The sequence below is a fragment of the Planktothricoides sp. SR001 genome, from assembly GCF_001276715.1.
GTDB classification, from domain to species: Bacteria; Cyanobacteriota; Cyanobacteriia; order Cyanobacteriales; family Laspinemataceae; genus Planktothricoides; species Planktothricoides raciborskii.
Genome location: NZ_LIUQ01000042.1, coordinates 24,357 through 46,737, shown reverse-complemented (window position 1 = coordinate 46,737; position 22,381 = coordinate 24,357). Strand labels below are relative to the sequence as shown.

Here is a 22,381-nt window from a genome sequence, read left to right as displayed (position 1 = left end):
TATAGCTGTCAGATCGACTCAAATCCCACATCCTCTCAGGCGGGACAAGTGACCAAATCTCTTTGATAAATTTTTCTTTAAAATATGTTACATTCTTGAGGAACGGGAATAAATTCAACTCCTTCGCTTGTTAAATGTTTTCCAAGGAAGTCACAAACTCAAAAACCTACCAGTGGTTTCAAGAGCGCCTAGAAATCCAGGCGATCTCTGATGATATCAGCAGCAAGTACGTCCCCCCCCATGTAAATATCTTTTACTGCCTCGGCGGGATTACCCTAGTTTGCTTTTTAATCCAGTTTGCCACTGGATTTGCCATGACCTTCTACTATAAGCCAACCGTCACCGAAGCCTTTGCCTCCGTGCAATACATTATGACTGAGGTGAACTTTGGCTGGCTGATCCGCTCCATCCACCGCTGGTCTGCCAGCATGATGGTGCTGATGATGATTCTGCACATTTTCCGGGTTTACCTCACCGGCGGTTTCAAGAAACCCCGTGAACTCACCTGGGTGACTGGCGTGATTATGGCCGTAATTACCGTCTCTTTTGGTGTAACCGGCTATTCCCTGCCTTGGGACCAAATCGGTTATTGGGCGGTGAAAATCGTTTCCGGCGTTCCTGAAGCAATTCCCGTGGTCGGTTCTACCATTGTGGAACTCCTCCGGGGTGGCACCAGTGTTGGTCAAGGAACTCTGACTCGTTACTACAGCCTGCACACCTTCGTGCTGCCTTGGCTGCTGGCAGTATTCATGCTGCTGCACTTCTTAATGATTCGCAAACAAGGTATCTCTGGTCCATTGTAAAAAGTTAATCCACAACTTTTTCTAATTGTGACGATTGGGATTACCTTTTTGGCAGAATTAATCATATCTGCCGATCTATCAGCAAGAGAGGAATTGTAACGATGTCAATCCTAAAAAAACCGGATCTGAGCGATCCAGCACTTCGAGCTAAACTGGCCAAAGGCATGGGTCACAACTATTATGGTGAACCCGCTTGGCCAAATGACCTGCTTTATATCTTCCCCGTCTGCATTCTGGGCACCATTGCCCTGATGGTAGGTTTAGCAGTTCTTGACCCCGCTGTGGTTGGAGAACCTGCGGATCCCTTTGCCACTCCGTTAGAAATTCTGCCGGAATGGTATTTGTGGCCTGTGTTCCAAATCCTGCGCGTTATCCCCAACAAACTTCTGGGAATTGCCATCATGGGTGGAATTCCTCTGGGTTTGATGTCAGTGCCTTTTATTGAAAGCATCAATAAATTCCAAAACCCCTTCCGTCGTCCAGTGGCCATGACTGTGTTCTTATTTGGCACATTCGTGACTCTGTGGTTGGGTATTGGTGCTGTATTCCCGCTCGATAAATCTCTGACTTTGGGACTGTTCTAAATCGGTCTTTTAATATTCAGTTCAGAGTATTTTATTCAGATTCATTCAGACGCCTGTGTGGTTTTCAGACTTTGTTTTTCTGAGATACTCACACGGGCGTCTATATTATTTGCGATATTATTTGTGATGATTATTTGAAATTTAGGGATTTCAGTCTATAGAATCCTGAAAGCCATAACCGGCAGTGGTAAGGGATAATCACAGAAGCAGGACTCAGCAAAAGCGTCTCCAAATAAGTTCTCAGCAGGAATCAAAGGATGGGAGTAAGCAGACTGTGGCAACTTCAGAGGCAATTTCAAAAAATGATCGGTTCGTGTTTTTGGAAATTTTTGGCTTAGAGGGGGGGATTCAATCTTATGTGAAAGATATTCTCAAAACATATATTGCACTGGTTTCTGAGTATAACCAGGGAAACCCAGAACCCCTTAAGGCCGAGGTATTTTTGTTGCGCGATCGCCCGGATTGTGAAAATCCCTTAGCCAGCCAGTCGGTGATGAAATTCCACTATCTCTATACTCAGCCTCCAGCTTTGGGACGGCTGCGGCTTTCGGGCAGGCTGGCTCTAAATCTGCTGGCGGCATTTTTTTCGGGTCGTCCCCAGCGGGTCTTTTGCGGTCATATTAACTTAGCGCCCTTGGTGCAGTGGTTGTGTCAACCTTTGGGAATTCCTTATATTATCCTGACTTATGGCAAAGAGGTTTGGGAACCCTTAACCCCTCCTTACCAAAAAGCATTACAACAAGCAGCGGCGATTTGGACGATTAGTCGCTACAGCCGCGATCGCGCTTGTGAAGTGAACCAACTGGATCCAGCGAAATTTCAAATATTGCCCTGTGCGGTGAATTGCGATCTATTTCGCCCCGGCCCAAAGCCACTAGACTTAATCCAACGCTACGATCTCGCCGACGCTAAGGTGTTGATGACCGTCGCTCGTTTATGGCCGGGAGATATCTATAAAGGCGTCGATGTCACCATTCGCGCCTTACCGCGCATAGCACAAATTATTCAAAATGTCAAGTATTTAGTCATCGGTCGGGGGGATGACCAACCGCGACTGGCTCAATTAGCGCTGGATCTGGGAGTGAGCGATCGCGTAGTCTTTGCCGGTTTTGTCCCCACGGCGGACTTACCCGCCCATTACCGGGTGGCGGATGCATATGTCATGCCCTCCCAAGAAGGCTTTGGCATTGTGTATCTAGAGGCGATGGCCTCTGGAGTCCCCGTGGTTGCAGGAAAAGATGACGGTTCCGCCGATCCCCTGCAAGATGGTCGAGTCGGTTGGCAAGTGCCGCACCGAGACCCAGAAGCGGTCGCCAATGCTTGTATTGAAATTCTCCAAGGCCATGACCCTCGTTGCAATGGGGCTTGGTTGCGAGAGCAGACTCAAGACAAATTTGGTACGGATGCCTTCACCCAACGTCTGCGGCAACTTATGCAATTTGAACAGTAGGATAGAAATGTAGGCAAGTATCAAGGTAAAAGCTGTGAACCAAGGTAGCCCTAAATTATGGTCTTTAACTCTTTCTGACTTCAGTCGTCTGCTGGTGCCACTGTTAATTATTTGGTTACTGGCCTCAATTGGTCTTGGTTGGTTAGTCAATTCCTTTTTAATTTTAGTCGGACTGCTGTTGATCTCTCCCGTGATTGCCGTATTTGTGTTGCGCTGGTGGGTGAGTCGAAATGTGATTACTGACCAATGTCCTGTTTGTGATTATGAATTTACCGGGTTAAATCAGGCTCAATTTCAATGTCCCAACTGTGGTGAAACCCTGAAAGTCGAAAATCGCCAATTTCAACGGGTGACTCCCCCAGGCACTATTGATGTGCAAGCCGTTGAGGTATCCAGTTCTCCCGTTGATAATTAGTCATAAAAAATTAGCCATAAAATTACCCAATCTTGATCGATTCAGAAGCCTGCCGTAAAATCAGCATTTTTGCACGATTCTTTGATGAGCAGACTGCCGCTAGAGAGAATCGCCGCCAAAGAATTGACTTTGGCGGCGGCTCCAGATAGGCGATTTTCATGTGCGATCGCTCAAATTATCCTCAAATTAATTGGGTTTTTGAGTAATTTTTAAAGTATAAGAATAATCACCAGGGGTGCGATTGCCGATGTAAATATTGTAGGTTCCCGCATCCCACAATCCAGAGATTTCTGGATTGTCTCCAGAGTAATTATCCGCGAGGACGCAGAAACGTCCCCCCGGCCCTTCAATAATGAGGACGGGTTCCCCTTCCCCTTGGATGCTAAAACGAAGGTAGGGAAATGGCTGGGTCATCTCAATGACCCAATTCGCGGCTGTGGGTGTCGCATTACAGTTTAAAGTGGGTTGTCCTGAGATGGCTTGGGTAAATTCTAAAGGATCTTGAGGGATTTGAGTCGCCAGTTGGATCGTTGAGGGCGGGCCGCTATTCATGGATAGTTGATTACTCCTAGCGATTTGCGGGCTGGAGAAGCTCACTATAACGGCAGTGGTTAGCAGCATGGAACGAATTAGGGTTTTCATAGTTTTTTGGCTCCGGTAAATTCAATTTCCCCATGATTTTTTTAAAGCCTTCTCTGATTTAAGACGCTGATAATTCAGGCTAGTTTCCGGTTTCCCTTTGTTCCAGTGCTGAATGGGAGTGAGTTCGCGCAAGAAAGCAATTTGGTTTTCCCTCCTGTTTGGTGAGCGATCGCCTCTTGAGGTCAATTTGTCCACCAGAGGATCTGACTCTATTTCCATTATAAACACAGGGTAATGGGCGATCGCTGCTTCCTTGTGGCTGTTCCTGGAGTGGCCATTGATTTCGTCCTCGATTGATGGCGCAAGAGATTAGGTCATCTACCAGGGGAAAATTTCTCATCCAGATGATATATTTAGATGATATATTTAGATTAATAACTAATGGTTTTTTTTAGATGGGACTATCCCACAAACAACCGATTATAACTCAGAACCATCACTCAGAACCATCACTCAGAACCATCACTCAGAACCATCACTCACACAGAAAAATTTTGATTAAGGGAGAACAAACACCATGACTGAAGGCGGATCTATTCGGGTAAACCAGGATGCCCCTGACTTTACGGCCACTGCGGTGCTGGATAAAGAGTTCAAAACCATTAAACTTTCTGACTATCGGGGTCAGTATGTGATTTTATTTTTCTATTCTTTAGATTTTACTTTTGTTTGCCCCACAGAAATTATTGCTTTTAGCGATCGCTATGAAGAATTTAAGAAGCTGAATACAGAAATATTAGCGGTTTCAGTGGATAGTGAATTTTCCCATCTTGCTTGGCTTGAAACTGACCGCAAATCAGGGGGATTAGGCAATATTAAATATCCGTTAATTTCTGATTTGAAAAAAGAAATTTGTACCGCTTATAACGTCTTAGACCCAGAAACTGGAATTGCCCTGCGGGGTCTATTTATTATTGACAAAGATGGGATTATTCAACACGCCACTATTAATAATTTAGCTTTTGGTCGGAATGTGGATGAAACCTTGCGAACCCTGCAAGCGATTCAATATGTCCAGTCCCACCCGGATGCCGTCTGTCCTGTGGGTTGGCAACCGGGTGATAAAACGATGACTCCGGATCCGGTGAAATCAAAAGAGTTTTTTGCTGCCGTTAAATCATCCTAATTTGGGCATGGACGAATTGGGGTTGCGATCGCTGGCAATTTTTGGTAAAATTTACTAGATTAATTAATCGAACTATTGAAAAAAATTGCGGAAAACTATGATGCTGACTTCTACAGATTTTAGTGGTTTATTTAATCGTCGATTTTTCAATAACTTTTTACCAATTCCCGCTCGTCATCAACTTTATCTGGGAGTGGGGACGCCGAGTTTTGAATTACCGGATATTACGGGCAATCGCACCGTAAAATTGGCCGATTACCGAGGCAAACAGCCGGTGATTTTAGCCTTCACCCGGATTTTTACTGAAAAACAATATTGCCCCCTTTGTTTTCCCCATATTGTCGCTTTGAATGAAAACTATGAAAAGTTTACGGAAAAAGGGGCAGAAATTTTAATGATCACCAGTACCGATGAACAGCAAAGTAAAATAGTGGTCAAAGATTTAGGCTTAAAAATGCCCCTACTCAGCGATCCAAGCTGTAGTGTATTTCGGCGGTATGGCACGGGACAATCTCTGGGGGCGCCGTTACCGGCTCAGTTTGTTTTAGACCAAGAAGGAAAACTGCAATTTACCCATTTATTCTCATTTCTAGACCCAAATGCCAGTGTGGAAAGATTGCTGGCTGCCTTAGAAATCAGCGATGAAAAATAATCCTAATTAGGTTTAAACGATTGGGGCGGCAAAAGGGATTGTTTGAGCGATCGGTGAAAGGTCAGGGATTTTCACCCATGACCTTTCACCGATTTTTGATGGGCGTTTTTTCGGTGCAACCGGGGGTTTGTTTACAGTCGAATGCCCAGTAAATCACTGCGGGGATTAAAACTACGAACGGCTCGGATTTTTTCATAGTATTCTCGTTCCGTAGCACTGATAGTTTTTGGTGTCATAATCTGAATTCGCACCAATTGATCGCCGCGATCGCCTTTGGCTTGTGGCCAACCTTTGCCTCGTAATCGTAATGATTGACCGCTGCGAATTCCGGCGGGTATATTCATTTTTACCGCGCCATCAGGAGTGGGAACATCGATGGTAGCCCCTAAAACCGCTTCATCTGGGGCGATCGGCACTTCACAAATCAGGTTATCCCCTTCAAATTGGAAAAATTGATGGGGTTGAATTTGCACTGTTAAATATAAATCCCCGCGTTTTCCGTAAGCAGTCATTTGTCCTTTGCCTCGTAAGCGAATGCGGCTACCCGGTTTAGCCCCAGCGGGAATCCGCACATTGATCGTTTCATTCCCCAAACTTAGGCGCTTGGTTGTGCCATGAAAGGCTTCTGCTAATGTTAGAGTGAGATTTCCTTCGCGATCGCCCGAAGCAGTCCCTCCAGCACCACCATAAGCAAAATCCTCAAATCCATTACCACCGGGCGCAGTGTTTTGGCGATAAGAAGCATTCCATCGGTTATTCCGAGTGTTGTTACCACCGACTCGACCCAGCAATTCATTGATAAAGTCATCAAAACTATTGAACTGGCTAAAGTCGAAGCCATTCATATCCGTGGGAAAACCGGAGGGGGCGCCGCCACCTGGCCATCCTCCCGCCCCTGGAGTGGCCGCTTGCTTCCAGTATTGACCGTATTGGTCATATTTCTGACGTTTTTCTGGTTCCGATAAGACTTCGTAAGCTTCACCAATTTCTTTAAACCGGGCTTCCGCTTGGCGATCTCCTGGGTTCATATCTGGGTGGTATTTCCGAGCCAATTTGCGATACGCTCGTTTGATATCGTCAGCAGTAGCACTTTTATTCACTCCCAAAACGGCGTAATAGTCTTTGAAATCCGTTGCCGCCATAAATCATCAGCCTCCTGTTCTTTAATGATTCAGTTTATCGAGTTTTTCTGGCAATTTTCTAATATTGGATACAAGCAAATACACTATTATGGCAAATCAGTCCGTTTAAATCTGTTCTGGTAAATGGTTTCTCTTGGTGTGACCACCTCTTGTAGGTTCGCAACCGTGACACAGGAACTGGCGATCGCCCACAATATCCGTTAGCCTGCGTTGGCACAATATTCTGCCTCCAATATCCTGCCTCCAATATCCTGCCTCCCAGTCAAAGTATCTCTCCCTTTGACTATATCTAAGACTCACCCAGATTCAAGTTCGGTTCTTTCTCTCTCAATGCAGGGAAATTGCCGTATCTTTTAGATTAGTAATTAGTTATTAGTTATTAGATTAGAGTTATGGGTGATTGTATTCTGATTTTTTAATTCTTTAATATTTTTTTGCTTTCACATCGGGAAAATCGATCGCCTCCCTCAAATTATTCATTTCATACTTGCCTCTTAAGATTTTTTCCAATTTCCCCTGGATATGTTCGGCATCCCTAGTTATATACTGAAGCATTAAAAGCCTATTTGCAGCGATATAACCGAAAGCGGATTTTAGCGAAAATAAACGTAGTTTACTCTCAAGAATATTCCGATTTAAATCCAGTAAAAAAAAATATACAATTTATGTCTTTACCACAGGACAGTTGGTAATGTAAGATCGGTTTATTATCAGAGATGAAAGAAACCGTGTTTCTGCGGATTTTTTTGTGTTTTACCGATAATTTTTCAAAAAAAACCAGTTTCTTGACTTGCCGTGATCGCTCTTTTTATTCTCGGAAAGCGATCGCTTAGATTAGATAATTTTAGGGAATGATGACCGGAGGCAGAGCCTCCCGTGGGGCATTCCCAGGCAGAGCCTGGGAACGAGAAAATCCATAATTGAAAGCGGTATTTATTGCCATTTTGTGGTGCGTTACGGCTGGCATAAAAGTTAATTGTTTATATCACAGTTATCTGCCAGCCTAACACACCCTACATTTCTTGGTTTCTCTAGCATAAGCTTTCTGGGTTAAAAATTAATAAATGAGATAAAATAATTAGCAGATAGCCATTAAAGATAAATTATGAAGATTAAAGCAATTATTTGGCAAGAAGATGATGTATGGTGTGCCTCAGTTCCAGCCCTTCCCGGTTGTCACACCTGGGCTGAGAGTTATGAACAGTTGTTGGAGATGCTTGAAGATGCTGTTCAGGGTTGGCTGGAAGTAGCCAGTGAACAACAGGAACTTACCCCAGAAAAACAGTTAATTGAGTTATCTTTATGAAATCCATAATTGAAAGCGGTATTTATTGCCCTTTTGTGGTGCGTTACGGCTGGCATAAAAGTTAATTGTTTATGTCAAATTTATCTGCCAGCCTAACACACCCTACATTTTGCTACATTTGTGCAGATTGTGGTGCGTTACGGCTGGCATAAAAGTTAATTGTTTATATCACAGTTATCTGCCAGCCTTTAGCGTAGCCATGCCGAAGGCTATACACACCCTACATTTTTATCTTTTGGATCTAACTAAAACGAATAGACTCATCTCAGAAATGATTTATAGACATAATTAAAATCTATATGTCAAAATATCAAAATGTGTTATAATGTCTTAGGATAAAAACATAAAATTCGATGAATTTACTGCCGGAATGCTCTTACTTATAATGTTGAGCGGTTACTTGATATCGATTGTTTGCCCAATTTCCCACACTAATGAAACCACTTAAAATTGCGATCGCCCTTTTCTTGCCGTTACTCCCGTTATTACCCTTAATCGGTTGTGCGGAGTCATTTTCCCCACAATCTACGGTAGCCGTTGAACAATCCATAGACAATCAAACAAAAGAAGAGGCATTTCAACAACGGAGTCTGGCAATTCGGGAAAAGTTAGCCGCCAGAGATTTAGAAGAACTTGATGCTTGGTGGCGAAGAATAAATTTGGGCGACCCTCATAAATATTTATTACCAGTAATTTTATCCCGGTTGAGTTTACCAGAACAATACAAACATGAACCCATTTGGGAACTGCTGCTAAAGTTAGAAAAAGAACAACCGGATATTTATCATTTTCGCAGCGTTTACGATGTTCGCATCTTTTTTCTATTTCAAGATATCATGCCCAATTCAGTCAAAGGATCTTATCGCAGTATGGTAGAAATGCCGCGTATTTTGGAATGGATGGAAGAAGGAACAGAAAACCATATGTTTATGCAGCGGCTATCTGGTTTAGCGCTAATGGATGGCAGCGGTTGGCCAAATTCTCGTCCAGGAGTTGCTGCGACCAATGAAGCTTGGTTGCGTTCGGAATTAAACAAATTTTTAACCATTGGTCAGGGAGAGTTTCATTCTTCTACTTATTACGGATATGCTATTGGTGGGCTACTGAATCTTTACGATTTTGCCCAAACTCCCGAATTACGAGAATTGGCAAAAATTGGTTTAGATTGGTATGCAGCAAATATGGCAGTTCGTCTCAGTTGGGGCACTGCGGGAGGGGCAGAAAGTCGAGGATTCGATCGCGGAACTTGGAATGGTAGTGAATTAAGTGCAGTGGCTTGGATGTGGTGGGGAAATGACCTGAAACCTGTAGAAAAAATGGATGACAAAAAAGCGAGAGTAGCCCTATTCGCAGCATTAAGTGATTATCGTCCACCACAGGAATTAGCAGCTTTGGCAAAGAAAGAGGTGCCTTTGCCGTTTGAGTTAAAAGCCAGTCATCCTGGATATTACAGTTATCACGCAGATAATCAGTTTTGGGAAATATTTTATATCACCGATGATTATAGTTTAGGGACTCTGCTAGTGCCTCATCGTTCCTATCAAGTGCAAGGGACAATCAATGCTCAATATGCAACCTATAAGCTAGTGATTCGCGATCGCCAAGGAGCAAATAATGCGGTGGTCAGTTTGGGGGGAACTTATCACAGTCCAATGGCGGATGGAAGTTCCCCAGGCGACCAATTTTTGCAGGAAAAAGGCGCGGTCATTTATCAATTACGGTTGAATGAGGAAGATATTGCCGCTGGAGTTCCCGCAGTTTCTCATTTAGTTTTACCCAGTCGCTATGGTGAACCGCAACAGTATAAAAATTGGTACATTTGGCAAGTTGAGCAAACTTGGTTAGCGGCGCGACCTTGGGGAGATAAAATCGAGTGGCGATCGCCGGTTTCTGAAAAAAATTCAGATTACCAGGTACTCGCAGCGAATGGTAATCAAACCGCTTGGATTACGGATGTGGTCAGTACCACTGATTACCCAGATTTAGATGCTTTAAAAAAAGCTTTGGATCATACCGCAGTCAATGATACAGAATGGCAGATTCAGGGTAAATTAACTTACAAAACCTTAGCGGGCGATCGCCTATCTTTAACCTACGTTCCTGATAGTGGAGTGGGTCTTGGTCGCATCAACGGCGAAGAAGTTAGACTCCAGAATTGGCCGGTGTTCTCCAGTCCTTATTTAAATCAAGACCTTTACAGTGGATTGTTAGAACTTGATTATCCAGGGGGTCAATGGCGTTTAGAAATGAATTCTCCCAAGCCAAAATCCAACCAGAATTAACCCGTTGTCATCAAGTAATCTTGGGCTGAACTGACTCGCTGACTCGCCAAGTTTCATCACCGATTACTTCTAAAACTTGGTGATGATATGGTAACAACGTTGGGCGATGTCCCACACTAATATAAGTGGTGGATAGATTTTGCAAATGTTGGTAAAGACTTTGTTCGTTATTCACATCTAAAGCACTGGTTGCTTCATCTAACATTGCATATCGAGGTTGAGTAAGTAACAAACGGGCAAAAGCAACGCGCTGTTGTTCTCCCATTGACAATACATGATCCCAATCTTCTATCGCATCTAAACCCCCAAATCTTTCTGCTAAGTCTGATAAATTTACCTGTTCTAAAACTTGATATATTTTTTGCTCAGATATATTCAGATCGGTACGCGGATATAAGAGTTGATCTCGCAAAGAACCTAAAATCATATAAGGACGTTGGGGTAAAAAGAGAATCTCTTTTAATGGTGGTCGGTAAATTTGCCCCGTTCCCGAATTCCATAAACCAGCGATCGCTCTTAAAATTGAACTTTTACCACAACCACTTACTCCTATAATTAAAAGTCCTTTTTTTGGTTCTACTCCAACAGATAAATCCTTGACTAAAGTTCGTTCACTATTAGGAGTTTGTAAAGTAAGATGCTGTAAACTTAAACGAGAATCTTCAACGCTATTAATGATCGAAGTTCCCTTTGGTGATACTGTTTTTGCTGATTCTAGGACTTTTTCAAAACTTTCTAACCGTTCAATTCCCGCTGCAAAGCTGGTCAGGTACTCAAACATATTAATTAAGATTGTCAAAGAATAAAATATTCTCCCAAAAGCTGAACCAGTTTCTGATAAAACTCCCACCTCTGCTTCACCTGCCAAAATCATCGGACCCACAATTAAAGCTGGTACAACCCAGGTAATATAGCTATAGATATTTTTAAATATCTCTAAATTTCTTTCCCAGGTAATCACTCGGTTATAAATACTTAAAACCGGAGTAAATATTTGTTGAAGATGAGTATATTCTCTATGGTCTCCATCATAAAAAGCAATAGATTCAGCATTTTCTCGCACTCTGACTAAACTAAATCGGAAATTCGCCTCTCGTTTGAGTTGTTCTTTTTTAATTGGAATCAAAATTTTGCCAAATCCTAGAGTGGTAATGAGAATACCTACTACAGAATATATGACCAAAATAAAAACAAAAAGCTTGGATTTTGACCACAACACAATTCCAAATGCCATAACATCAAAAATTGCTTTCATCCATTGAGTGAACACATGGACTGAACGATGACAAAATGCTTGAATATCTTCAGCTATTCTTTGATCTGGGTTGTCAATCTCTGAATCAAAAACCTTGATTTGATAAAAATTTTTATTCTGAAAATATTTTTCTAAATAATATTTGGTAAACCAATCACGAGAATATAATCGAATCTTATCTTGTAAATAATTCCAAGTTGCTACAGTAATCGCTAATAAAATAGAAGCCAATAAATAAAAAAATACCGCTTGCCAGAACCGTTCTGGTTGTTGATTTGCTAAACCCGAAAAAAATTCGCCACGTTGTGTATTTTGATTCACCGCTATGGTGGACTCCAGACTAACTAAAGCCAGCAGCAATATTAATAAACCAATGGCTCGCCATTTTTCTTTGGACTCCCACCAATATAGTTTACCAACAGCCCAGAAACTCTGAAAAATTTTAAAATTAATTTTTAGACTACTCATAATTTTTATGAATCATTGTGGTTTACTTCAACAGATGCGATCGCTAATTTTGTTTTAAAATTGAGTCTTTTTCATTGTCCAAGTAGATTATTTTACCTTGATTGGTGAGTTGGCTTAATTTTTGTTGCCAGATTAATGTGACATTTTACAAATTTTCTATTGCAATCTGAATTTTTACTCAGAATAAATTTTGGATCTACTATGCCATTGATATCCCCATCACTGGCTGGAAATTTGCTAATGGTTGCTAAATTCTGATTCTAGAGATTTGGCGTATTAGCTAATCACCAAAACGAGCGATCGCTTATTTTTTACCTACCAATAAAACTGTCGGTAAACATTTTTTTGCCAGGAATAATTTTTTTATTTGCGATTTCTGCATTTTTAAAATGTAATACCAATAAACAAAAAAATGCGTCTATTTCGATGGTAGGGGTGCAATGCTTGCGCCCCTAAACTCCCGCTCCTCCGCTTTACTCTGGGGGCTAAAGCCACAATAGAGCAGAATTACCCCCGCCTCGTAACGAGAAACGACTAATAGTTATGATTATTATAAAAGCTTTTGTAGTTATTTTCAACTATTGGTGATTTCGTCGGGAAAAATCTGTTATACCGTTTCCTGCTTGTGGTGCGTCTAGGCTGGCATAAAAGTTAATTGTTTATGTCAAAGTTTCCGCGAACACACCCTACACCCTACACCCTACACCCTCCGCATGGTGCGTCTAGGCTGGCATAAAAGTTAATTGTTTATGTCAAAGTTTCCGCGAACACACCCTACATTTCTAATTTTCCCTTTGATAATTTTTTTAGGACTCAAAATCCCCCAAGATGAAAGCACAGGTTAAACTAATAAAAGATTTCAATGCTTACGGTGAATGGCCAAGACTTATGAAGTTTAATGTAATAGTAGACCGAGATGAAGATGGGGTTTGGATTGTAGAATGTCCGAGCATTCCCGGTTGTGTCAGCCAAGGTGAAACTAGAGAAAAAGCTTTGGAAAATATTAAAGATGCGATCGCGCTTTGTTTGCAAGTTCGTTCCGAACATGGGCTACCGCTTACGGTGGAAACACATTTCTGTTGAGGTGGTGGCATAATCATGTCTTCTAACCTTCCGGTTCTGAGCGGACGAGAAGTAGTCCGTGTGTTTGAAGCTGTTGGCTGGCAAGTTGCGCGTCAGAGTGGGAGTCACATCATTATGGTTAAAGAAGGTGAACAAGCGACACTTTCAATTCCCGATCATCGAGAAGTAGCAAAAGGCACTTTACGCAGTTTGATTCGTGCTGCTGGACTGACTGTAGAAGAGTTTGTTTCCGCTATGGAATAAGTGTTCCCAGCACTGTATCTTGATAACGGCGATATCCTCTCTCCTTGTTCCTCGATCGACCCGGTAGAAAAACCGGGTTTCTATTCTATTGATTGCCTTGTTTTCACATAAAGCGATCGCTTAGATTAGATAATTTTAGATAATTATGACCGGAGGCAGAGCCTCCCGTGGGACATTCCCAGGGCGAGCCTGGGAACGAGAAAACACACCCTACACCCTACACCCTACACCCTCCGCATGGTGCGTTACGGCTGGCATAAAAGTTAATTGTTTATGTCAAAGTTATCTGCCAGCCTAACACACCCTACATTTTGCTACTTCGCCCTTAAATTTGGGGAAAAAACCCGGTTTCTAGTGGTGCGTTACGGCTGGCATAAAAGTTAATTGTTGATGTCAAATTTATCTGCCAGCCTAACACACCCTACATTTTGCTACATTTGTGCAGATTGTGGTGCGTTACGGCTGGCATAAAAGTTAATTGTTGATGTCAAATTTATCTGCCAGCCTAACACACCCTACATTTTGTTCCTTCTCCGGTCATGCAACGCCCTTAAATTTGGGTAAAAACCCGGTTTTTAGGCTATCTAGAAATTATCGCAATTCGCGATCGCCATCCTCATGGTTTCCAGCACTTCCACTTCTGCCCGAATGCTCAATTTTAAAATTCCTTAATATTCTTCTCTTCTAGTTTCACCCCATATTGCTGGGCAAATTTAACTTTTCTGTTCTTGCGAGATGAGGTGTCTCTGGGATATTTTTCCGAGCGGAAAACAATATAAGCTTCATAAGTAAAACCTAGGTTCATAAAATCCTGGGAATTTTCCTTAAACTTGGTCTGAAAAAAGTCGATAGTTGCTCCGAGTTGCTTCATCGCTTCTTCGGCCCGATCGCACCTGGTATTCTGATTATCTGATGTAACATTGAGCTTCAATTCGGCAAAGCAAAGAGTTTGATTGTTGAAAACCATACAATCCGATCGCTTTCCTGTATCACTGTCACTATCGGGAAAAAAGCAGCTATCCAGGGCTAAAAAATGAATGGGTTTAGGTGCTTGAGAATTAATAATGATAAAACTGGGGAAAGATTCATCATTATGGGTGGGGACGATATACGATCGCCCTTGGGAATTTTCGCGGATGTGAAAGCGATCGCGGTCATCAATATCATAGCATTCCTCTATCGGGCGATCGGGAAAAATTTCTGCTAAAGCTGCCAAAAACTGCTGGTCAATACTCAATTTTTCTGCCTCCTCAGAAATCGGTCATATAGGCGATCGAACTCATCTGCTAACTCATCAGATACTTCATCCAAAGAATTTTGATCGATTAAATTAGTTTCTGGATCGATAATCGATTCACTCCTGCCATCTTTCAACCGATAAACCCCGGTTTGTCCTGGTCGGAGAAAAAATCCTTGATTCTGTTCCAGAGAGTCACCCTGTTCCTGTACCATCGAAGCAAACAATAAATTATTAATCACGCTGAGGATATAGGGACTATGAGTGGTTAAAAACACTTGACTTTGGGTTTTGTTTAGCAGCATCGTCATCATTTCAATTAAGTGCTTTTGGGCGGTGGGAAATAGATGCGCTTCTGGTTCTTCAACGACTCTAAAGGTATTTTCTCCATTCAGCAATATCAGAAAAATATCTTGCAGTATTCTAATCACTTCTTGTTGTCCTGATGAGGCATTATTCAGGTAAACATAACCCTGGCGATCGGGCAAATTGATGACCTCACCAAAATCATTCATTTCATACTTGCCTTTTAATATTTTTTCAACTTTACCCTGGATATATTCGACATCCCTCTCACTGAGGTGAGATTCTCTGGTTAAATAGTCTGTCGTCAAAATGGCAAAAGTTTTTAACTCTTTAAAGCTGGCATTGATATAATTAACTCTTTCGAGAAACTTAATCATTAAATAAGTATCCTGGACAAATTTGTTGTTAATCTTGTTCTCGTCAGTTAATCGTTGTAAGTTGCTGGTTAAACTCCCATAAAAAGTCTGTTGAAAAAAATCAGCATAAGTGACCGCCATATTTCGACCAGCCGGAATAAAAACTGGGGACAGATGACTGTTGAATGAATCAATGACAAGTTGTGATAATTTTTTCAGTGAATCCTGATAAGCTTTTTTTTCATGTCTGTTTTTTTGCGCCGATGATTGCTCTAATTCCTGAATAATAGCTAAGATTTCACCGGCAATTAATTTCTCGTAAAGCGGCGGTGATAATTGAGTTTGTAACTTATTAAAAGCATTATAACCTGTTTCTGGACAAAGAGTTATTTTATGATTTACTCTTGAATCATCATACTGAATTTTGAAATTACCTGAAAATTGGATTGAACCAAAAAACTGATAAAATTTACGACTAATTTCAGATCCTAAACTTGTTTCAAAGTTTTTCTGCCAGTCGAAACCAGTTCCTAGGCGATCGGAGATAAAATCAAAATACAGATCGCCTAGGGATTGAAAAAAATAGACCAGTTTAGCCAGAGTGCTTTTTCCCGTGGCTTGTTCTCCGATGAGAACTACCATGTCTCTGATTTCTATTTCAGCATTTTGAATGCCTTTGAATTTTTCTACTATAATTTTTGGCATTTTTTTATATATTCAAAAATCAGGTAATTTTAGCTAACCATGACCGGAGGCAGAGCCTCCCGTGGGGCATTCCCAGGCAGAGCCTGGGAACGAGAAAAATAAATCAGGACAAAGTAATGCTGTGTCCTCAAGCTTTAGAAAATTAGATCGTATTCCGGTTTTCTGTTGACTTTGTTAAGCCATTTCTGCTTCTGAATTTCTCCCAACTGAAGAAATTCCCCCAGCTTGATAATCTCTTTCCCATCCATCGTTCCATTCTTGCTGAACTGTATCTGCGGTCTTTCTCGTTACTTTTTTAATGGCTTTACCTGCGCCCAGTTCATCCGCAACATTTGTAGCCACATAAGTTGCTCCAAAAACAGTCACAGTAACAACACCACCTGTTACATCCATAGTTTTTAATTTTCCAAAAATAGTTTCTGTTAGCATTTTAAACCAAATCATTAAGATTGTCTACCAAACTCTTAAAAAGATTCAATATTTCAGTAAATTTACGGAGTATAATGGTAGTTATATGACAGGAGGCCGAGCCTCCCGTGGGGCATTCCCAGGCAGAGCCTGGGAACGAGAAAGTATTAATTAAAAATTGACACGAGCGCTATTGCCCCAGCACCTATCAAACCCGTCAAGCCACAATATCCCCAAAGCAATATGCGATCAATGTCGATATTGAAATCGGATTTGCGTGGTTCCGGTTTTGGTTCCGATTTTGGTTCCGGTTTTGGTTCCGGTTTTGGTTCCGATTTTGCTTTCGGTTTCCAGTCATCCAATGAAGCACCTGGATTATTAAGAACAACCATTTCTTCAACTACTTCTCCTACGGAAATCGTGCCTAATTCCCCATTAGCACGAGTGCGAATACTGAGGGAATTGGCCTCAACTTCTTTGGCCCCGACTACCGCCATGACGGGAATTTTAAGCTTTTCCGCATTGCGAATTAACTTACCCAAGCGATCGCCGCTGGTATCCACTTCGGCGCGAATTCCGCGCATCTGCATTTGCTTAACCACGTCGTGAGCAAAGGGCAAATATTCATCGCTGACCGGCAACAAACGGGCTTGAATTGGCGCTAACCACAGCGGAAAATCGCCGGTATATTCTTCAATTAAAATCCCGATTAAGCGTTCCAAAGACCCAAATGGGGCACGATGAATCATTACCGGACGTTGCCGAGAACCATCGGCGGCGGTATATTCTAAACTAAATCGTTCGGGCAAATTATAGTCTACTTGCACGGTGCCTAATTGCCATTCGCGATCGAGGGCATCCCGGAAAATAAAGTCTAATTTTGGCCCATAAAATGCCGCTTCCCCTGGGGCTTCAAAATATTCCATGCCCAAAGTTGTCACCGCATGACGGATAGCATTTTCCGCTTTTTGCCACACTTCATCAGAACCAATATATTTATCAGAATCCGGGTCACGGAAACTTAAACGAGCCTTAAAGTTCTTCAGTTGCAGACTCTTAAAGACTGATAAGATTAAATCGACGACGGCTAAAAATTCCCCTTCTAACTGTTCTGGAGTAACAAATAAGTGGGAGTCATCCACGGTAAAGCCGCGTACCCGTGTTAAACCTCCTAATTCTCCCGATTGTTCATAGCGGTAAACCGTGCCAAATTCTGCTAACCGCATGGGCAAATCACGATAGGACCGCAATTCACTCTTATATATTTGAATATGGAAGGGGCAGTTCATCGGTTTGAGGACAAAACCTTGTTCGGCGATCGCGGCTTTTTCATCTTCCGCCATCATGGGGAACATATCCTCTTTATATTTTTGCCAATGGCCGGACATTTTGAATAAATCCACACGAGCAATATGCGGTGTCACTACTGGCAAATAACCGCGTTTCAGTTGTTCTTGTTTGAGGAAATCTTCCAAAAGCGATCGCAAAATCGTCCCTTTTGGCGTCCACAACGGCAGCCCAGGCCCAACGGGATCGGAGAAAATAAATAAGCCCAATTCTTTGCCTAATTTACGATGGTCCCGTTTCAGGGCTTCTTCCTTGCGGCGTTGATATTCTTGTAATTGCTCTGGAGTTTCCCACGCGGTGCCATAAATCCGCTGTAACTGCTGTTTATTCGCATCTCCACGCCAATAAGCCCCCGCCACACTTTCCAGGGCGATCGCTTTTGGGTTCAGTTCGGCGGTATTTTCCACATGAGGACCCGCGCATAAATCCCACCATTCGTCACCCAGGTGGTAGAGGGTAATCGGTTCTTTTAAATCCGCGAGAATTTCTAACTTATATGGCTCGTTAATCGCTTCAATTCGCCGTTGGGCTTCTTCGCGGCTGACTTCTTCCCTAATGACCGGCAATTTTTTCTTAATAATCTTGGCCATTTCTTGTTTAATGGCTTTCAGATCCGCTTCCGTGAAGGCTTCGGGATTGTCAAAATCATAATAGAAACCGTAATCAATCCACGGCCCAATGGTCACTTGGGCCTGGGGAAATAGCTTTTGCACCGCCATTGCCATAACGTGAGACGTGGTGTGGCGAATTTTCTTGAGTTGCTCAGACTCGCTGGTGCGCGGTAAATAGAGCATTTCGGGCTGTTCTGTTTTGCCTGAAGATGAAGACATATCCGAATCAATCGATCAATATATGTGCCCATTTATTATCTCACAGACAGAAACCGGGTTAATTTAATTCATCTCGGTGTTGATGGAAATGCGATCGCAGAAACCCGGTTTCCCATCCCAGGTTTTTTATTTCAGCAAGCGATCGCATTTCATTTTGGCTTTTATCCTGCCGGTTTATTAGTTTTCATTTAGTTTTGTCATTTAGTTTTGATTAGGATTAGCACCGGACTGATTTTTAGCCACTGTTTCTACTAACTCAAGGTCTAGCCCTAGACTTTGTGCGATACGTTCTACAGTCAATCCCGCTTCTAATAATAAGGGGATAGTTTCTAGCTTGCCTTCTAGCTTGCCTTCTACCTTATAGTCCGCTGCTACATCTTGAAAATAGCGGGTCTTTTTTAAATCCTCTAAACCAAACATTGCTTCTAACTCCTTGCGACTTAACTGCGGTAATTTGTAAATCAAGATTATCTCTATCAATTCTACAACTTTTTGCTTTAGGGCTGCCTCCTTTAATTGCGATCGCCCATCATCATCTATAATTTACTCTGTGATTCTCTGTGTCTGAAGTGGTAAACATAAACCACCAAGACACGAAGAAATTGATCGGCAAGAAAAGAAACCGGGTTTCTTTGGTGGATCGCAAAGATAATTGTTTATAGCGGAGAAGAAACCCGGTTTCTGGGCACGGTCTGCACTCCTTTTAACAGGGAACATTATAAATTTTCAATAAATTGCTCAACTGTTATTTGAGCTTGCTTGAGGATTCCGCTTAAAGTCCCCACTTTTAATTCTTGATGTACCGGAACAACACAACCAATTTTTACCGATTCAGTTTCTTTTTTCATTACAACATGACTGCCGGGAAAGTCTAACTTGCTCAAATCCTAAAAGTTCCAGCACTCGAATTGCTTCTTTACTAGAAATTCGCGGCATTTTAGGCATAGCTAACCTCAATGCTAGTCACAAATCTAGGAGATATTTCTGAGTCAGAAAATTCTTCTAAATAAAGTCGTGTTGCTTCTCTGAGACCAGCGAAAAGCCTTACGGCATAGCTTCGCTTACCGCCTGTTCGATTGTTTCTCCTTGATCCACTGTGCCGATTTCAGGACATTCGGCAATATACATATCATCTTCTTTATAAACAACCACTGCAAGGCTACGACTTTTCATAGGATGGCTTTTCTCCAATTACTATCATAGATTATGATATCACTTTTTTTAAAATTATTATCGACATCAGTTCAGTAACCGGCAAATCGCATATTATAATATAATTTACTCTGTGATTCTCTGTGTCTGAAGTGGTAAAGATAAACCACAAAGGCACGAAGAACACAAAGGACAAGATATATCGCTCATTTGCTTGGGAAAGAATAATGAACAATTTTGGCGAAAAAGTTAGTTTTATTTGGAGTGTAGCGGATTTAATCCGGGATACCTTTAAACGGGGAAAATATCAGGATGTAATTTTGCCGTTTACGGTGTTGCGGCGGTTGGATTGTGTGCTGAAAGAAACGAAAGCAGAGGTTTTAGAAGCTTATTATAAATATAAGGATAAGTTGAACAATCCTTACGATATTTTATGCAAAAAATCGGGATTCGCTTTTTACAATATATGTCGCTTTGATTTTGACAAGCTGGTAGAAAATCACGCTGATTTAGCAGCGAATTTAAATCACTATATCCTCAGCTTTAGCCCGAACATGAGGGAAGTGTTAGAAAAGTTTGACTTTGCCAATACTATTAAAAAGCTAGATGAGTCGGATTTACTCTATTTGGTGACAGAAAAGTTTAAGGATATTGACCTACACCCGGATAAAGTGTCTAATCTGGAAATGGGTTATATTTTTGAGGAGTTAATTCGCAAGTTTAATGAAGCCCTCGACGAAAACCCAGGGGAACATTTTACCCCCCGCGAGGTGATTCAGTTAATGGTGAATCTGATTTTTTCCCAAGATCAAGACCAGTTAAGTCAAGATTATATTACCCGGACGATTTATGACCCTTGTTGTGGGTCGGGGGGAATGCTGACTACTGCTAAGGAAAGGATGCTGGATTTGAACCCAAAGGCGAAGGTTTATTTATTTGGGCAAGAGGTGAATCCTGAGACTTTTGCTATTTGTAAATCTGATTTATATATGAAGAGTGAAGATGGCAAGGATGCGGAGAATATTAAATGTGGCAGTACCTTGGCTAAGGATGAGCATTTTGATACAAATTTTGACTATTTGTTGGCAAATCCGCCCTATGGGAAAGATTGGAAACGGGATCAAGAGGCAGTGGCAGCAGAGGCAGGGGTTCCTAATAGTCGATTTGCCGCCGGGACGCCGCGAATTAGTGACGGGCAGTTGCTATTTTTGCAGCATATGTTATCAAAAATTAAGCCAGTACAAGACGGAGGCAGTCGGGTGGCGATCGTGATGAATGGGTCGCCGTTGTTTACCGGAGACGCGGGCAGTGGAGAGAGTGAAATTCGCCGTTGGATTTTGGAGAATGACTGGTTAGAGGCGATTGTGGCTTTGCCGGAACAGCTTTTTTATAATACGGGAATTGCTACTTATATTTGGGTTTTGAGTAATAAGAAAGCCCCGGAAAGAAAGGGTAAGGTGCAGTTAATTAATGCCGCTGATTTTTGGGTGCCGATGCGGAAAAGTTTGGGCAGCAAGCGGCGAGAAATTAGTGATGAGCAAATTTCGCAGATTACCCAGATTTTTACGGAGTTTACGGAGACGGAAGTTAGTAAAATTTTTGATAGTGAAGATTTTGGTTATCGGAAGATTGCGATCGAGCGACCGTTGCGGCTGAATTTCCATGTCACCCCGGAAAGAATTGCCAGAGTAAAGGAGCAATCGGCGTTTATTAATTTGGCCAAAAGTAAGAAGAAAAGCCCGGAAATGCGGGAAATTGAGGAACAGGCAGGAGAGGAACAACAAAAGCTAATTTTAGGGATGTTGGGGACTTTGCCGGATACTTTATTTAAGAGTGGGCAGGAGTTTGAGAGGGTGTTGAATAAAGCCATCAAAGCCCAGGGTTTAAAGCTATCCGCAGGGTTGAAAAAGGCAATTTTAACGGCGCTTTCCGAGAAGGATGAAACGGCGGATATTTGTTTAGATAAGGATGATAATCCCGAACCGGATGCGGATTTACGGGATACGGAAAATGTGCCGTTAAAAGAAGATGTGATGAGTTATTTTAATCGGGAGGTTAAGCCCCATGTTGCGGATGCTTGGATTAGTGATGCGGTGCGAGATGCTTGGGATGGGGAGTTAGGTAAGGTGGGTTATGAGATTAATTTTAATCGTTATTTTTATCAGTATCAGCCGCCCCGCGATTTAGCAGAAATTGAGGCGGATATCCGGGATATTGAAGGGGAAATTTTGGCGATGTTAGGAGAGGTGGTAAGATAGCTATCGGTAGGGTGTGAAAGCGCGAAGCGTAACGCACCAATCCCTTATATATAAAGCTAACAGATCGCTGACGCAATAATCCGCCGGGGGTTAAAACCCCCGGCTAATAGCCCAAGTCGGTTAAAACCGACTAAATTTTTCACTAATAAACATGATTAGTCGGATTTATTCACAATTCCCTGTAGGGGCAAAGCATTCCGGCAAATAAAATAATGCTTAAAACATTAACTTGACTACCGGAATGCTTTGCCCTTAGCCTGGGGATCTAACCCCCGGCGGTTGGTGCGATCGCTGACATTTTTAACCGATCGCCGGTCAAATAATCCGCCGG

The 22,381-nt window shown here is 42.1% G+C and carries 25 protein-coding genes; 12 read left to right on the top strand and 13 right to left on the bottom strand.

The window, feature by feature from the left end; genetic code table 11:
• The first annotated feature begins 134 nt into the window (after positions 1-134).
• The 4 genes from petB (at position 135) to AM228_RS21000 (ending at position 3,252) form a co-directional block, all read left to right on the top strand.
• On the top strand, positions 135-803 hold the full coding sequence (gene petB, locus AM228_RS21015; RefSeq protein WP_054468912.1) for a cytochrome b6: 669 nt from the start codon (positions 135-137) through the stop codon (positions 801-803).
• A gap of 101 nt (positions 804-904) precedes the next feature.
• Positions 905-1,387, top strand: a complete 483-nt coding sequence (petD, locus tag AM228_RS21010) for a cytochrome b6-f complex subunit IV (RefSeq protein WP_054468910.1) — start codon at positions 905-907, stop codon at positions 1,385-1,387.
• A 274-nt stretch (positions 1,388-1,661) separates the two neighbouring features.
• Complete coding sequence (locus tag AM228_RS21005) at positions 1,662-2,837, top strand: glycosyltransferase (protein ID WP_054468908.1); 1,176 nt, start codon at positions 1,662-1,664, stop codon at positions 2,835-2,837.
• A gap of 34 nt (positions 2,838-2,871) precedes the next feature.
• Positions 2,872-3,252, top strand: coding sequence for a hypothetical protein (locus tag AM228_RS21000; RefSeq protein WP_054468906.1), 381 nt, complete (start codon positions 2,872-2,874; stop codon positions 3,250-3,252).
• A gap of 186 nt (positions 3,253-3,438) precedes the next feature.
• Here AM228_RS21000 and AM228_RS20995 read toward each other — a convergent pair whose 3' ends face one another.
• Positions 3,439-3,894: a hypothetical protein gene (locus AM228_RS20995; RefSeq protein WP_156331948.1), complete on the bottom strand. Its 456-nt coding sequence runs from the start codon at positions 3,892-3,894 to the stop codon at positions 3,439-3,441.
• 79 nt (positions 3,895-3,973) lie between these two features.
• Positions 3,974-4,234 (bottom strand): hypothetical protein, encoded by a 261-nt coding sequence (locus AM228_RS33205; protein ID WP_156331947.1) that lies wholly within the window; start codon positions 4,232-4,234, stop codon positions 3,974-3,976.
• Between the two features lie 177 nt (positions 4,235-4,411).
• On the opposite strand from AM228_RS33205, the gene AM228_RS20985 reads away from it, so the two are divergent.
• The gene (locus tag AM228_RS20985) at positions 4,412-5,020 is read left to right on the top strand and encodes a peroxiredoxin (RefSeq protein WP_054468900.1); all 609 of its coding nucleotides are present in this window, start codon (positions 4,412-4,414) and stop codon (positions 5,018-5,020) included.
• A 100-nt stretch (positions 5,021-5,120) separates the two neighbouring features.
• Complete coding sequence (locus tag AM228_RS20980) at positions 5,121-5,672, top strand: peroxiredoxin (RefSeq protein ID WP_054468898.1); 552 nt, start codon at positions 5,121-5,123, stop codon at positions 5,670-5,672.
• Between the two features lie 131 nt (positions 5,673-5,803).
• Here AM228_RS20980 and AM228_RS20975 read toward each other — a convergent pair whose 3' ends face one another.
• Together AM228_RS20975 and AM228_RS36315 are read right to left on the bottom strand one after the other, a co-directional pair.
• On the bottom strand, positions 5,804-6,814 hold the full coding sequence (locus AM228_RS20975; protein WP_054468897.1) for a DnaJ C-terminal domain-containing protein: 1,011 nt from the start codon (positions 6,812-6,814) through the stop codon (positions 5,804-5,806).
• 423 nt (positions 6,815-7,237) lie between these two features.
• Positions 7,238-7,369, bottom strand: coding sequence for a hypothetical protein (locus tag AM228_RS36315; RefSeq protein ID WP_255353238.1), 132 nt, complete (start codon positions 7,367-7,369; stop codon positions 7,238-7,240).
• Between the two features lie 550 nt (positions 7,370-7,919).
• Between AM228_RS36315 and AM228_RS20970 the strand changes: the two genes are divergently transcribed.
• The gene (locus AM228_RS20970; protein WP_054468895.1) at positions 7,920-8,120 is read left to right on the top strand and encodes a type II toxin-antitoxin system HicB family antitoxin; all 201 of its coding nucleotides are present in this window, start codon (positions 7,920-7,922) and stop codon (positions 8,118-8,120) included.
• Positions 8,121-8,554: 434 nt separating this feature from the next.
• Positions 8,555-10,402 (top strand): hypothetical protein, encoded by a 1,848-nt coding sequence (locus AM228_RS20965; RefSeq protein ID WP_054468893.1) that lies wholly within the window; start codon positions 8,555-8,557, stop codon positions 10,400-10,402.
• 10 nt (positions 10,403-10,412) lie between these two features.
• Here the strand turns inward: AM228_RS20965 and AM228_RS20960 are convergent, their stop codons facing one another.
• Positions 10,413-12,125: an ABC transporter ATP-binding protein/permease gene (locus AM228_RS20960; RefSeq protein ID WP_054468891.1), complete on the bottom strand. Its 1,713-nt coding sequence runs from the start codon at positions 12,123-12,125 to the stop codon at positions 10,413-10,415.
• Positions 12,126-12,953: 828 nt separating this feature from the next.
• Between AM228_RS20960 and AM228_RS20955 the strand changes: the two genes are divergently transcribed.
• Together AM228_RS20955 and AM228_RS20950 are read left to right on the top strand one after the other, a co-directional pair.
• Positions 12,954-13,208: a type II toxin-antitoxin system HicB family antitoxin gene (locus AM228_RS20955; protein WP_322096595.1), complete on the top strand. Its 255-nt coding sequence runs from the start codon at positions 12,954-12,956 to the stop codon at positions 13,206-13,208.
• A gap of 15 nt (positions 13,209-13,223) precedes the next feature.
• Positions 13,224-13,451: a type II toxin-antitoxin system HicA family toxin gene (locus tag AM228_RS20950; protein ID WP_054468889.1), complete on the top strand. Its 228-nt coding sequence runs from the start codon at positions 13,224-13,226 to the stop codon at positions 13,449-13,451.
• Positions 13,452-14,109: 658 nt separating this feature from the next.
• Here AM228_RS20950 and AM228_RS20945 read toward each other — a convergent pair.
• The 4 genes from AM228_RS20945 to thrS form a co-directional block, all read right to left on the bottom strand.
• Entirely contained in the window at positions 14,110-14,688 is a 579-nt protein-coding gene (locus AM228_RS20945; protein ID WP_054468887.1) for a hypothetical protein, read from the bottom strand.
• Positions 14,685-16,055 (bottom strand): AAA family ATPase, encoded by a 1,371-nt coding sequence (locus tag AM228_RS20940; protein WP_054468885.1) that lies wholly within the window; start codon positions 16,053-16,055, stop codon positions 14,685-14,687. The genes AM228_RS20945 and AM228_RS20940 overlap by 4 nt, the downstream gene beginning before the upstream one ends.
• 174 nt (positions 16,056-16,229) lie before the next feature.
• The gene (locus AM228_RS20935) at positions 16,230-16,499 is read right to left on the bottom strand and encodes a hypothetical protein (protein WP_054468883.1); all 270 of its coding nucleotides are present in this window, start codon (positions 16,497-16,499) and stop codon (positions 16,230-16,232) included.
• Between the two features lie 131 nt (positions 16,500-16,630).
• A complete protein-coding gene (gene thrS, locus AM228_RS20930) occupies positions 16,631-18,640 on the bottom strand; it encodes a threonine--tRNA ligase (protein WP_082348985.1) in 2,010 nt (669 codons plus the stop codon).
• Between the two features lie 24 nt (positions 18,641-18,664).
• Here thrS and AM228_RS33200 point away from each other — a divergent pair, with 24 nt between their 5' ends.
• The gene (locus AM228_RS33200; RefSeq protein WP_156331946.1) at positions 18,665-18,832 is read left to right on the top strand and encodes a hypothetical protein; all 168 of its coding nucleotides are present in this window, start codon (positions 18,665-18,667) and stop codon (positions 18,830-18,832) included.
• 9 nt (positions 18,833-18,841) lie between these two features.
• Here the strand turns inward: AM228_RS33200 and AM228_RS20925 are convergent, their stop codons facing one another.
• The 4 genes from AM228_RS20925 to AM228_RS36310 form a co-directional block, all read right to left on the bottom strand.
• A complete protein-coding gene (locus tag AM228_RS20925) occupies positions 18,842-19,180 on the bottom strand; it encodes a DUF2887 domain-containing protein (RefSeq protein ID WP_054468881.1) in 339 nt (112 codons plus the stop codon).
• Between the two features lie 176 nt (positions 19,181-19,356).
• Positions 19,357-19,488 (bottom strand): type II toxin-antitoxin system HicA family toxin, encoded by a 132-nt coding sequence (locus AM228_RS35545; protein ID WP_072160878.1) that lies wholly within the window; start codon positions 19,486-19,488, stop codon positions 19,357-19,359.
• A complete protein-coding gene (locus tag AM228_RS36915) occupies positions 19,472-19,585 on the bottom strand; it encodes a type II toxin-antitoxin system HicA family toxin (protein ID WP_369817785.1) in 114 nt (37 codons plus the stop codon). The genes AM228_RS35545 and AM228_RS36915 overlap by 17 nt, the downstream gene beginning before the upstream one ends.
• 99 nt (positions 19,586-19,684) lie before the next feature.
• On the bottom strand, positions 19,685-19,813 hold the full coding sequence (locus AM228_RS36310; RefSeq protein WP_255353237.1) for a type II toxin-antitoxin system HicB family antitoxin: 129 nt from the start codon (positions 19,811-19,813) through the stop codon (positions 19,685-19,687).
• A gap of 206 nt (positions 19,814-20,019) precedes the next feature.
• On the opposite strand from AM228_RS36310, the gene AM228_RS20910 reads away from it, so the two are divergent.
• On the top strand, positions 20,020-22,050 hold the full coding sequence (locus AM228_RS20910) for a class I SAM-dependent DNA methyltransferase (RefSeq protein ID WP_054468879.1): 2,031 nt from the start codon (positions 20,020-20,022) through the stop codon (positions 22,048-22,050).
• Positions 22,051-22,381: the final 331 nt, after the last annotated feature.

What these genes read in the sequence shown, in the direction of transcription:
- petB (WP_054468912.1), top strand. Translation starts at nt 135, where the DNA reads ATGTTTTCCAAGGAAGTCACAAACTCAAAAACCTACCAGTGGTTTCAA.
- AM228_RS33205 (WP_156331947.1), bottom strand. Translation starts at nt 4,234, where the DNA reads ATGAGAAATTTTCCCCTGGTAGATGACCTAATCTCTTGCGCCATCAAT.
- AM228_RS20950 (WP_054468889.1), top strand. Translation starts at nt 13,224, where the DNA reads ATGTCTTCTAACCTTCCGGTTCTGAGCGGACGAGAAGTAGTCCGTGTG.
- AM228_RS20965 (WP_054468893.1), top strand. Translation starts at nt 8,555, where the DNA reads ATGAAACCACTTAAAATTGCGATCGCCCTTTTCTTGCCGTTACTCCCG.
- petD (WP_054468910.1), top strand. Translation starts at nt 905, where the DNA reads ATGTCAATCCTAAAAAAACCGGATCTGAGCGATCCAGCACTTCGAGCT.
- AM228_RS20980 (WP_054468898.1), top strand. Translation starts at nt 5,121, where the DNA reads ATGCTGACTTCTACAGATTTTAGTGGTTTATTTAATCGTCGATTTTTC.
- AM228_RS20975 (WP_054468897.1), bottom strand. Translation starts at nt 6,814, where the DNA reads ATGGCGGCAACGGATTTCAAAGACTATTACGCCGTTTTGGGAGTGAAT.
- AM228_RS20970 (WP_054468895.1), top strand. Translation starts at nt 7,920, where the DNA reads ATGAAGATTAAAGCAATTATTTGGCAAGAAGATGATGTATGGTGTGCC.
- AM228_RS20935 (WP_054468883.1), bottom strand. Translation starts at nt 16,499, where the DNA reads ATGATTTGGTTTAAAATGCTAACAGAAACTATTTTTGGAAAATTAAAA.
- AM228_RS36315 (WP_255353238.1), bottom strand. Translation starts at nt 7,369, where the DNA reads ATGCTTCAGTATATAACTAGGGATGCCGAACATATCCAGGGGAAATTG.
- thrS (WP_082348985.1), bottom strand. Translation starts at nt 18,640, where the DNA reads ATGTCTTCATCTTCAGGCAAAACAGAACAGCCCGAAATGCTCTATTTA.
- AM228_RS35545 (WP_072160878.1), bottom strand. Translation starts at nt 19,488, where the DNA reads ATGAAAAAAGAAACTGAATCGGTAAAAATTGGTTGTGTTGTTCCGGTA.
- AM228_RS36310 (WP_255353237.1), bottom strand. Translation starts at nt 19,813, where the DNA reads ATGAAAAGTCGTAGCCTTGCAGTGGTTGTTTATAAAGAAGATGATATG.
- AM228_RS20940 (WP_054468885.1), bottom strand. Translation starts at nt 16,055, where the DNA reads ATGCCAAAAATTATAGTAGAAAAATTCAAAGGCATTCAAAATGCTGAA.
- AM228_RS20910 (WP_054468879.1), top strand. Translation starts at nt 20,020, where the DNA reads ATGAACAATTTTGGCGAAAAAGTTAGTTTTATTTGGAGTGTAGCGGAT.
- AM228_RS20985 (WP_054468900.1), top strand. Translation starts at nt 4,412, where the DNA reads ATGACTGAAGGCGGATCTATTCGGGTAAACCAGGATGCCCCTGACTTT.
- AM228_RS20995 (WP_156331948.1), bottom strand. Translation starts at nt 3,894, where the DNA reads ATGAAAACCCTAATTCGTTCCATGCTGCTAACCACTGCCGTTATAGTG.
- AM228_RS20960 (WP_054468891.1), bottom strand. Translation starts at nt 12,125, where the DNA reads ATGAGTAGTCTAAAAATTAATTTTAAAATTTTTCAGAGTTTCTGGGCT.
- AM228_RS20955 (WP_322096595.1), top strand. Translation starts at nt 12,954, where the DNA reads ATGAAAGCACAGGTTAAACTAATAAAAGATTTCAATGCTTACGGTGAA.
- AM228_RS36915 (WP_369817785.1), bottom strand. Translation starts at nt 19,585, where the DNA reads ATGCCTAAAATGCCGCGAATTTCTAGTAAAGAAGCAATTCGAGTGCTG.